This window comes from Streptomyces sp. NPDC055815, assembly GCF_053616475.1.
Genome location: NZ_JBSHDU010000092.1, coordinates 22,792 through 33,055 on the forward strand (window position 1 = coordinate 22,792; position 10,264 = coordinate 33,055).

Genomic DNA, 10,264 nt, shown 5'->3' on the forward strand with positions numbered 1-10,264 from the left:
CGATGCGCCGCGGCCGCCGTCTCGCGGTCGACGTCGGGGACGCCCGGATCGGGGTCGCCTCGTGCGACCCCGACGGGGTCCTCGCGACGCCGGTGGAGACCGTGCCGGGGCGTGACGTCCCGGCCGCCCACCGGCGGCTCCGCCAGATCGTCGAGGAGTACGAGCCGATCGAGGTCGTCGTGGGCCTGCCCCGCTCGCTCAGCGGGCGGGAGGGCCCGGCCGCGACCAAGGTCCGGGCCTTCGCCCGGGAGATGGCCAAGGGCATCGCCCCGGTGCCGGTCCGGCTCGTCGACGAGCGGATGACCACGGTCACCGCGACCCAGGGCCTGCGGGCCTCGGGTGTGAAGGCGAAGAAGGGGCGGTCCGTGATCGACCAGGCCGCCGCTGTGATCATCCTTCAGAACGCTCTTGAGTCCGAACGGGTATCAGGTAATCCGCCCGGTGAGGGCGTCGAAGTGGTCATCTGATCGCGATACGGTAACGTTCCGCGCGATGCGGCGGTGTTCGAACAGCTGCCGCACTACGTAGAGGCGGATCGTCCGGAAGCCTCGCGGCTGTTTTGGGGATCGATGACTGAGTATGGCCGGGGCTCTGGCTCCGAACCGTGGCACCCCGGGGACCCGCTCTACGGGGACCAGGGGTGGGAGGGCCAGCAGCAGTACCCGCACCCGCAGCAGCCGAACCAGTACGGCCACGGCGGCCAGGGCTACGCGGACCCGTACGCCCAGGGCGGTCACGCCGGTCAGGGCTACGGGGGCGACCCGTACCAGCAGCAGGCGCAGCATCAGCAGTACCAGCAGCAGCAGCCGCAGCAGCAGTACGTCGATCCCCAGTACCAGCAGCAGCACCAGCAGCACCAGCAGCACCAGCAGCACCAGCAGCAGCACCAGCAGCACCAGCAGTATCAGCAGCAGTACCAGGAGCCGCAGCAGTACCAGCCGGGGCACCCGGGCAATTACGACACGCCCGGGCACCTCGGACAGCAGTACGACGGCGGCTGGGAGACCGGCCAGGCGGCGATGGCGTACAACGCGCCCCCGGCCGATCCGTACGGAGGCCAGAACCCGGACCTCTACGGCACGCCCGAGGCGTACCCGCCGCCCCAGCCGCCCGGCCGCCGGCAGAACCCGCCGGAGCCGGTCGTCGACTGGGCGCCGGAGGAAGAGGCCCACCCCGAGCCGGAGGAGGAGCAGCACCCCTTCTTCACCGGCGGCTCCCAGGACGACCCGGACGACGACTACGACGACGAGCCGGGGCGCGGCCGCGGCTCCCGTGACGAGGACCGCGAGCGCCGGAGCAAAGCGAAGAAACGCAAAGGCAAGAACGGCGTGGCCTGCCTGGTCGTCGCGCTCGTCCTGGTGGGCGGCGTCGGCGGCATCGGCTACTTCGGCTACCAGTTCTGGCAGGGCGAGTTCGGCGCGGCCCCCGACTACACGGGCGCCGGCAGCGGCGAGGTCCAGGTCGAGATCCCGAAGGCCGCGGGCGGCTACGAGATCGGCAACATCCTCAAGAAGGCCGGCGTGGTCAAGAGCGTCGACGCCTTCGTCTCGGCGCAGCAGAAGAACCCCGACGGTCTCTCGATCCAGGCGGGTGCCTACACGCTGAGGAAGGAGATGTCGGCCGAGGCCGCGGTCAAGATGATGCTGGACCCGGCGAGCCAGGCGAACCTGATCGTCCCCGAGGGCAAGCGCAACGCCTGGGTCTACGGCAAGCTCGACGAGCGTCTGGACCTCAAGCCGGGCACCACCCAGGGCATCGCGAAGGCGAAGGCGGACAGCCTCGGCCTGCCCGACTGGGCGAAGAACCACAAGAACGTGAAGGACCCGCTGGAAGGATTCCTCTTCCCGGCGAGCTACCCGGTGGCCAAGGGCAACAAGCCCGAGGACGTCCTGCGCAAGATGGTGGCCCGGGCGAACCAGGAGTACACGAAGCTGGACCTGGAGGCCAAGGCGAAGGAGCTCGGCGTCGAGGGCCCCTGGCAGCTCATCACGATCGGAAGCCTCGTCCAGGCGGAGGGAACCTCGCACGACGACTTCCGCAAGATGGCCGAGGTCGTCTACAACCGCCTCAAGCCGTCGAACCCGCAGACCTACGGCGGCCTCGAGTTCGACTCGACGTACAACTACATCAAGAACCAGAGCGAGATCGACCTCACCCTCGAAGAGCTGCGGAAGTACGACAACCCGTACAACACGTACTTCGTGAAGGGGCTGCCGCCCGGTCCGATCAGCAACCCCGGCGTCGAGGCGATGACCGGTACGGTCAACCCGACGAACGACGGCTGGTACTACTTCATCTCGATCGACGGCAAGACGTCGCAGTTCACGAAGACCAACGCCGAGCACCAGAAGCTGGTCGACAAGTTCAACGAGTCAAGGAAGAACTGATGGCGGCAGCACGCCGAGCGGCGGTCCTGGGATCGCCCATCGCCCACTCGCTCTCCCCGGTCCTGCACCGCGCCGCGTACGCCGAGCTCGGGCTCGACGACTGGGCGTACGACCGGTTCGAGGTCGACGAGGCCGGGCTGCCCGGCTTCGTCGGGGAGCTGGACGACAGCTGGGCCGGGCTGTCGCTGACCATGCCGCTCAAGCGGGCGATCATCCCGCTGCTCGACGAGATCAGCGACACGGCCGCCTCCGTGGAGGCCGTCAACACCGTCGTCCTCCGCGAGGACGGGCGCCGGTTCGGCGACAACACCGACATCCCCGGCATGATCGCCGCCCTGCGCGAGCGGGGCGTCGAGAAGGTGGAGTCGGCGGCCGTCCTCGGCGCCGGCGCCACCGCCTCCTCCGCGCTCGCCGCCCTCGCCCGGATCTGCGCCGGTCCGGTCACCGCGTACGTACGGAGCGAGGCGCGGGCCGAGGAGATGCGCGGCTGGGGCGAGCGGCTCGCCGTGGACGTCCGTACCGCCGACTGGGAGCGCGCGGCGGAGGCCTTCGACGCGCCCCTGGTCGTCGCGACCACCCCGGCAGGCACCACCAACGCCCTGGCGAGCGAGGTCCCCGACCGGGTCGGCACGCTCTTCGACGTCCTGTACGACCCCTGGCCGACCCCGCTCGCCGCCGCCTGGTCCGACCGCGGCGGCAAGGTCGTCGGCGGCCTCGACCTCCTCGTCCACCAGGCCGTCCTCCAGGTCGAACAGATGACGGGCGTCCCCAAGGCCCCGCTCGCGGCCATGCGGGCGGCGGGGGAGCGGGCGCTGGCGGCTCGCTAGGATCTCCTCTTCGGCGAGATCTTGGGGGAGTGGCAGTGGACACGGGTGGGGAATGGGTTCTGGCGTCCCGGGGGGACGTGGGCCTGGGCATCGTGCGCATGGTCTTCACGCTGCTCTTCCACGACCTGCCCGAATGGGTGAGGTATCCGCTGCTCGCGCTCGGGGCCTCCCTGGCCGTCCACCTCGGCCTCGGATGGCTGCGGCAACGGTTCGGCGGACCCATCGGCGAGGAAGCGGCCGTCCAGGAGAGCGAGCCCGACGTCCGATAGCTGGACCGGAGGCCGGGTTCGTCACCCGGACGTGGGAGGATCGGGAGCGGCGGGCCAGGGCCGCGCACCCGGCCGCGTCGTTGCAGTGCCCAGGCGCGAGCATGAGGAGCATCGTTGAGCAGGTTGCGTTGGCTGACCGCTGGGGAATCCCACGGACCCGCGCTGGTCGCGACCCTTGAGGGTCTGCCCGCCGGCGTTCCGGTCACCACTGAGCTGGTGGCGGACCACCTCGCGCGGCGACGCCTCGGCTATGGGCGTGGCGCCCGCATGAAGTTCGAGCAGGACGAGGTCACCTTCCTCGGTGGCGTCCGGCACGGGCTCTCGCTCGGTTCCCCGATCGCCGTCATGGTCGGCAACACCGAGTGGCCCAAGTGGGAGAAGGTCATGTCGGCCGACCCGGTCGACCCCTCGGAGCTCAAGGAGACGGGCCGCAACGCGCCCCTGACCCGGCCGCGGCCCGGCCACGCCGACCTCGCCGGCATGCAGAAGTACGGCTTCGACGAGGCCCGGCCGATCCTGGAGCGCGCCAGCGCCCGCGAGACCGCCGCCCGAGTCGCCCTCGGTGCCGTCGCCCGGTCCTTCCTCAAGGAGGCCGCCGGCATCGAGATCGTGAGCCACGTCGTGGAGCTCGCGGCCGCCAAGGCCCCCTACGGCGTCTACCCGACCCCCGCGGACGTCGAGAAGCTCGACGCCGACCCGGTCCGCTGCCTCGACGCCGACGCGTCGAAGGCGATGGTCGCCGAGATCGACCAGGCCCACAAGGACGGCGACACCCTCGGCGGCGTCGTCGAGGTCCTCGCCTACGGCGTGCCCGTCGGGCTCGGCTCGCACGTCCACTGGGACCGTCGCCTCGACGCCCGGCTCGCCGCCGCCCTCATGGGCATCCAGGCCATCAAGGGCGTCGAGGTCGGCGACGGCTTCGACCTCGCCCGCGTGCCCGGCTCGCAGGCCCACGACGAGATCGTCCGCACCGAGGACGGCATCAAGCGCACCTCCGGCCGCTCCGGCGGCACCGAGGGCGGCCTGACCACCGGCGAGCTGCTGCGCGTCCGCGCCGCGATGAAGCCGATCGCGACCGTCCCGCGCGCCCTGGCCACGATCGACGTCGCCACCGGCGAGGCCGCGGCCGCCCACCACCAGCGCTCCGACGTCTGCGCCGTCCCCGCCGCCGGCATCGTCGCCGAGGCCATGGTCGCGCTCGTCCTCGCGGACGCCGTCGTCGAGAAGTTCGGCGGCGACTCGGTCCCCGAGACCCGCCGCAACGTCCAGTCGTACCTCGACAACCTGAACATCCGGTGACGGCCGGACCCCTGGTCGTCCTCGTCGGGCCCATGGGCTCCGGCAAGTCCACGGTGGGCGCGCTCCTGGCCGAACGGCTCGGCGCGCCCTACCGGGACACCGACGCCGACATCGTCGCCGCCGAAGGACGCGAGATCTCCGACATCTTCGTCGAGGACGGCGAGGAGCACTTCCGCGCCCTGGAGCGGGCCGCCGTCGCCACGGCCGTCGCCGAGCACGAGGGCGTCCTCGCCCTCGGCGGCGGCGCGATCCTGGACGCCGGGACCCGCGCCCTGCTCGCCGGGCTGCCCGTCGCGTACCTCTCCATGGACGTCGAGGAGGCCGTACGCCGGGTCGGACTCAACACCGCCCGGCCTCTCCTCGCCATCAACCCGCGCCGCCAGTGGCGCGAGCTGATGGAGGCGCGCCGCCATCTGTACACCGAAGTCGCCCGGGTCGTCGTCAGCACGGACGAGCGCACCCCCGAAGAGGTCGCCCAGGCGGTCCTCGACGCACTGGAGTTGAAGGACGTATGACGGACCAGGACCAGGTCACCCGTATCCAGGTCGGCGGTTCCGCGGGCACCGACCCGTACGAGGTACTGGTCGGGCGGCAGCTCCTCGGTGAGCTCCCCGGCCTGATCGGCACCCAGGCCAAGCGGGTCGCCGTGATCCACCCGGAGGCGCTCGCCGACACCGGTGAGGCGCTCCGCGCCGACCTCGCCGAACAGGGCTACGAGGCGGTCGCCATCCAGGTGCCGAACGCCGAGGAGGCCAAGACCGCCGAGGTCGCCGCCTACTGCTGGAAGGCGCTGGGCCAGACCGGCTTCACCCGCAGCGACGTCGTCGTCGGCGTCGGCGGCGGCGCCACCACCGACCTGGCCGGCTTCGTCGCCGCGACCTGGCTGCGGGGCGTCCGCTGGATCGCCGTGCCGACCACCGTCCTCGCCATGGTCGACGCGGCTGTCGGCGGCAAGACCGGCATCAACACCGCCGAGGGCAAGAACCTCGTCGGCGCCTTCCACCCGCCCGCCGGGGTCCTCTGCGACCTCGCGGCGCTCGACTCGCTGCCGGTGCACGACTACGTCAGCGGGCTCGCGGAGATCATCAAGGCCGGCTTCATCGTCGACCCGGTCATCCTCGACCTCATCGAGGAGGACCCGCAGGCCGCCCGCACCCCGGCCGGTCCGCACACCGCCGAGCTGCTCGTCCGCTCGATCAAGGTCAAGGCCGAGGTCGTCTCCGGCGACCTCAAGGAGTCCGGCCGCCGCGAGATCCTCAACTACGGCCACACCCTCGCCCACGCCATCGAGAAGAACGAGCGGTACAAGTGGCGCCACGGCGCCGCCGTCTCCGTCGGCATGGTCTTCGCCGCCGAGCTCGGCCGCCTCGCCGGCCGGCTCGACGACGCCACCGCCGACCGGCACCGGGCCATCCTGGAGTCCGTCGGCCTGCCGCTCACCTACCGCGGCGACCAGTGGCCGAAGCTCCTGGAGACCATGCGGGTCGACAAGAAGTCCCGCGGCGACCTGCTGCGCTTCATCGTCCTCGACGGCATCGGCAAGCCGACGGTCCTCGAGGGCCCGGACCCGGCCGTGCTGATCGCGGCGTACGGCGAGGTGTCCGCGTGAGCGAGACGCGTCCGGTTCTGGTGCTGAACGGCCCCAACCTGGGCCGTCTCGGCTCCCGTGAGCCCGACATCTACGGTGCCACCTCGTACAAGGGGCTCGTCGAGTCCTGCCGGACCCTCGGCGCGGAGCTCGGCTTCGACGTCGAGGTGCGGGAGACCAACGACGAGGGCGAGATGATCCGCTGGCTCCACGAGGCCGCGGACGGCTCGATCCCCGTGGTGATCAACCCCGGGGCGTTCACGCACTACTCGTACGGGATGCGGGACGCCGCCGCCCAGCGGACGGCCCCGCTGATCGAGGTGCACATCTCGAACCCGTACGCCCGTGAGGAGTTCCGGCACACCTCGGTCGTCGCGGCCGTGGCGACCGGGACGGTCGCCGGGTTCGGGATCGGTTCCTACCGGCTGGCGCTGCGGGCGCTCGCCGAGGAGCTCACCGACTGACAGGGGTGACAGAGCCCGACAGGGCACCAGGGGGCGTCCCCGGCCGTTCCCCCGGTGGGGGGCGGGGGCGGTAACGTTCCGCCGTCCACGGACACCGGTCCGGGGATCCGACAGGCGTACGAGACGGAGTGGCACCGGATGCAGCACGCAGTGGGGGGTCCGGCGGGCGGCGGGGAGCTCGGCGGGCAGCCGCCCGTTCCTCCGCCGGTGCCGCCGGGCGCCCCGTACCCGGCGCCGGCGCCCGAGCCCCGGCTCGGTGTGCATCCGACGGTCCAGGCCGGCACCCCGAGACCCCCGCACGCGGCGCCGGGCTGGGGCACGCCCGGCGGCATACCGCAGCACCCGACGGCACCGCACCCGGGAGGTGCGCCGCACCCGGGCGCCCCGCAGCCCCCGGCGGCGGGACCGCACCCGGGCGCCCCACAGCACCCCGGCTCCGGGCCGCACCCCGCCGCTCCTCAGCACCCCGGCTCCGCGCCGCGGCCCGCCGGGCCGCAGTACCCCTCCGCCGTGCCGCCGCGCGGTGACCTCACCGGACAGGTGCCGCTGCCGCCCGTGAGCGCGCCCCTCGCGCCGTCCGTGGAGCACGGCGCCGGGACGGGCGCGGCGACCCTCGCCGTGCTCCTCATCGGTCCCGCCGGCGCCGGCAAGACGACCGTCGCCCGGCACTGGGCCCAGCGCCGCCGCGTGCCCACCGCGCACATCAGCCTCGACGACGTCCGCGAGTGGGTCTGCTCCGGCTTCGCGGACCCGCAGTCCGGCTGGAACGAGCACTCCGAGGCGCAGTACCGGCTCGCCCGCCGCACCTGCGGCTTCGCCGCGCGCAACTTCCTCGCCAACGGCATCTCCTGCATCGTCGACGACGCCGTCTTCCCCGACCGGCCCGTCGTCGGCCTCGGCGGCTGGAAGCGCCACGTGGGGCCCGGCCTGCTGCCCGTCGTCCTGCTGCCCGGCCTGGAGATCGTCCTGGAGCGCAACGCCGAGCGCAGCGGCAACCGGCGCCTCTCCGACGAGGAGGTCGCCGCCATCCACGGCCGGATGGCCGGCTGGTACGGCTCCGGCCTGCCGATCATCGACAACTCCACGTACGACGTGGAGACCACCGCGCGCGTCCTCGACGACGTCCTCGCCCGCGCGATCGCGAGCCCGCCGACCTGGTGACCGCGCCCGGACGGCCGTTCTGAACAGGACGCCCCGGCGCCCTGCTCGTAGGCTCGGAGCATGTCAGAGGTGTATGCGGACCGCCGTGTGCGGCTGCGCGACCGGTGCGCGGCCGCGGGCAGCCCGGCGGCCCTGGTCTCCCGCCCCGCCAACGTCCGCTATCTCGCGGGTGGTTCGCCGCCCGGAGCCGTCCTGCTCGTCGGGCCGGAGCCGGACACGGACGTCCTGCTCTGCCCCGTCGCGCCCGGTGGCGAACCGGCCGACGGGCGGCTCGACGAACTGCTCCGGCAGCAGGTCCTGCCCACCGGAGGAGGCGATCCGGCGGTCGCGGCCGTCGACCTCGCCCGCCGGGCCGGCGCCGACGCGCTCGCCGTCGAGGAGCACCACCTGACGGTCGCCCGGCACCGGGCCATGGGCGCCGTCGCCCCCGGACCGCACCTCACCGACCTCGCCTGCGCCGTGGAACAGCTCAGGATCGTCAAGGACGAGGACGAGATCGGCTGTCTGCGGATCGCGGCGGAGATCGCCGACCAGGCCCTCGGCGAGCTCCTGGAGTCGATCCTGGTGGGCCGGACCGAGCGGCACCTCGCCCTGGAGCTGGAGCGGCGGCTCGTCGACCACGGCGCCGACGGGGCCGCCTTCCCCACCTCGGTGGGCACCGGCCCGCACTCCGGGCGCCGCGGGCACCGGCCCACCGACCGCCGGGTCGAGGAGGGCGATTTCCTCTCCGTCTGCCTCGGCGCCGACTACCGCGGCTACCGCTGCGAGATCGGCCGCACCTTCGTCATCGGCACCACCCCCGCCGACTGGCAGATCGAGCTGTACGAGCTCGTCTTCGCCGCTCAGCGAGCCGGACGCGAGTCCCTGGCACCCGGCGCCGAGTACCGCGACGTGGACCGGGCGGCCCGCCAGATCCTGGACGCCGCGGGGCACGCGGAGGCCGCCGTGCCCCTCACCGGGCACGGTGTGGGGCTCGAAATCGACGAGGACCCGCAGCTCTCACCTTCGGCCATGGGTAAACTGGACGCTTGCGTGCCGGTCACCGTCGAACCGGGGGTCCACCTCCCGGGCCGGGGCGGGGTCCGGATCGATGACACGCTCGTCGTACGCCAGGAGGCGGACGGCGGACCCGAGCTACTCACCATCACGACCAAGGAGCTGCTCGCGCTGTAAGGCGCGTACGCCTCCCCGGTCCACGTCAGTCCAGGAGATTCCGCAACCGTGGCTTCCACGAACGACCTCAAGAACGGCATGGTGCTCAAGCTCGACGGGGGCCAGCTCTGGTCCGTCGTCGAGTTCCAGCACGTCAAGCCCGGCAAGGGCCCGGCCTTCGTGCGCACGAAGCTCAAGCACGTGCTCTCCGGCAAGGTCGTCGACAAGACCTTCAACGCCGGCACGAAGGTCGACACGGCCACCATCGACCGCCGTGACATGCAGTTCTCCTACATGGACGGCGAGTACTTCGTCTTCATGGACATGGAGACCTACGACCAGCTGCACATCGACAAGAAGAACGTCGGCGACGCCGCCAACTTCCTCATCGAGGGCTTCACGGCCTCCGTCGCGCAGCACGAGGGCGAGGTGCTCTACGTCGAGCTCCCGGCCGCCGTCGAGCTGGTCATCCAGGAGACCGAGCCGGGCGTCCAGGGCGACCGCTCCACCGGTGGCACCAAGCCCGCCATCCTGGAGACCGGTCACCAGATCCAGGTCCCGCTCTTCATCACCACCGGTGAGAAGGTCAAGGTCGACACCCGCGACAGCAGCTACCTCGGCCGGGTGAACAAGTAACCGTGGCCGCTCGGAGCAAGGCACGCAAGCGCGCCTTCCAGATCCTGTTCGAGGCCGACCAGCGCGGCGCCTCGGTGCAGGACGTCCTCGCGGACCAGGTCCGGCTCCACCGGGCCGACGACCGTCAGCCGCCGGTCAACGACTTCACCATGCAGCTGGTCGAGGGATACGCGGCCCACGTGGCGCGGATCGACGAGCTCATCGCGACCTACGCGGTGGACTGGGACCTCGACCGGATGCCCGTCGCCGACCGGAACATCGTGCGCCTCGGCGCGTACGAGGTGATCTGGGAGGACGGCACGCCCGACGCGGTCGCGATCGACGAGGCGGTGCAGCTCGCCAAGGAGTTCTCCACCGAGGAGTCCCCGGCCTTCGTCAACGGCCTGCTGGCGCGCTTCAAGGACCTGAAGCCGCGCCTGCGCCGGGACGCGGACGTCTAAGTCCCCGTACGGTACGCGAAGGGGCCCGCAGCACCGAGTGC

General features: G+C 72.2%; 12 protein-coding genes. All 12 read left to right on the top strand.

Annotation, left to right across the window (positions count from 1 at the left end; translation table 11 throughout):
• Window positions 1-2: 2 nt before the first annotated feature.
• Window positions 3-467 carry a Holliday junction resolvase RuvX gene (gene ruvX / locus ACWGN5_RS36270; protein ID WP_030693079.1) on the top strand — a complete coding sequence of 155 codons (465 nt, stop codon included), beginning with the start codon at window positions 3-5 and terminating at the stop codon, window positions 465-467.
• A 102-nt stretch (window positions 468-569) separates the two neighbouring features.
• Window positions 570-2,387, top strand: coding sequence for an endolytic transglycosylase MltG (mltG, locus tag ACWGN5_RS36275; protein WP_453522674.1), 1,818 nt, complete (start codon window positions 570-572; stop codon window positions 2,385-2,387).
• Complete coding sequence (locus ACWGN5_RS36280; protein WP_453522675.1) at window positions 2,387-3,214, top strand: shikimate dehydrogenase; 828 nt, start codon at window positions 2,387-2,389, stop codon at window positions 3,212-3,214. Before mltG ends, ACWGN5_RS36280 begins: the two co-directional genes overlap by 1 nt.
• A 29-nt stretch (window positions 3,215-3,243) precedes the next feature.
• Complete coding sequence (locus ACWGN5_RS36285; RefSeq protein ID WP_453522676.1) at window positions 3,244-3,483, top strand: hypothetical protein; 240 nt, start codon at window positions 3,244-3,246, stop codon at window positions 3,481-3,483.
• A gap of 114 nt (window positions 3,484-3,597) precedes the next feature.
• Entirely contained in the window at window positions 3,598-4,782 is a 1,185-nt protein-coding gene (aroC, locus tag ACWGN5_RS36290) for a chorismate synthase (RefSeq protein WP_453522677.1), read from the top strand.
• The gene (locus ACWGN5_RS36295; RefSeq protein ID WP_369143158.1) at window positions 4,779-5,297 is read left to right on the top strand and encodes a shikimate kinase; all 519 of its coding nucleotides are present in this window, start codon (window positions 4,779-4,781) and stop codon (window positions 5,295-5,297) included. Before aroC ends, ACWGN5_RS36295 begins: the two co-directional genes overlap by 4 nt.
• Window positions 5,294-6,391, top strand: a complete 1,098-nt coding sequence (gene aroB, locus ACWGN5_RS36300; protein ID WP_453522678.1) for a 3-dehydroquinate synthase — start codon at window positions 5,294-5,296, stop codon at window positions 6,389-6,391. The genes ACWGN5_RS36295 and aroB overlap by 4 nt, the downstream gene beginning before the upstream one ends.
• The gene (gene aroQ / locus ACWGN5_RS36305; RefSeq protein ID WP_453522679.1) at window positions 6,388-6,834 is read left to right on the top strand and encodes a type II 3-dehydroquinate dehydratase; all 447 of its coding nucleotides are present in this window, start codon (window positions 6,388-6,390) and stop codon (window positions 6,832-6,834) included. The genes aroB and aroQ overlap by 4 nt, the downstream gene beginning before the upstream one ends.
• Window positions 6,835-6,972: 138 nt before the next feature.
• On the top strand, window positions 6,973-7,995 hold the full coding sequence (locus ACWGN5_RS36310) for an AAA family ATPase (RefSeq protein WP_453522680.1): 1,023 nt from the start codon (window positions 6,973-6,975) through the stop codon (window positions 7,993-7,995).
• 60 nt (window positions 7,996-8,055) lie between these two features.
• Window positions 8,056-9,168, top strand: coding sequence for an aminopeptidase P family protein (locus ACWGN5_RS36315; RefSeq protein ID WP_453522681.1), 1,113 nt, complete (start codon window positions 8,056-8,058; stop codon window positions 9,166-9,168).
• Window positions 9,169-9,216: 48 nt separating this feature from the next.
• Entirely contained in the window at window positions 9,217-9,783 is a 567-nt protein-coding gene (gene efp, locus ACWGN5_RS36320; protein WP_453522682.1) for an elongation factor P, read from the top strand.
• 2 nt (window positions 9,784-9,785) lie between these two features.
• On the top strand, window positions 9,786-10,223 hold the full coding sequence (gene nusB, locus ACWGN5_RS36325; protein WP_453522683.1) for a transcription antitermination factor NusB: 438 nt from the start codon (window positions 9,786-9,788) through the stop codon (window positions 10,221-10,223).
• Window positions 10,224-10,264 lie beyond the last annotated feature (41 nt).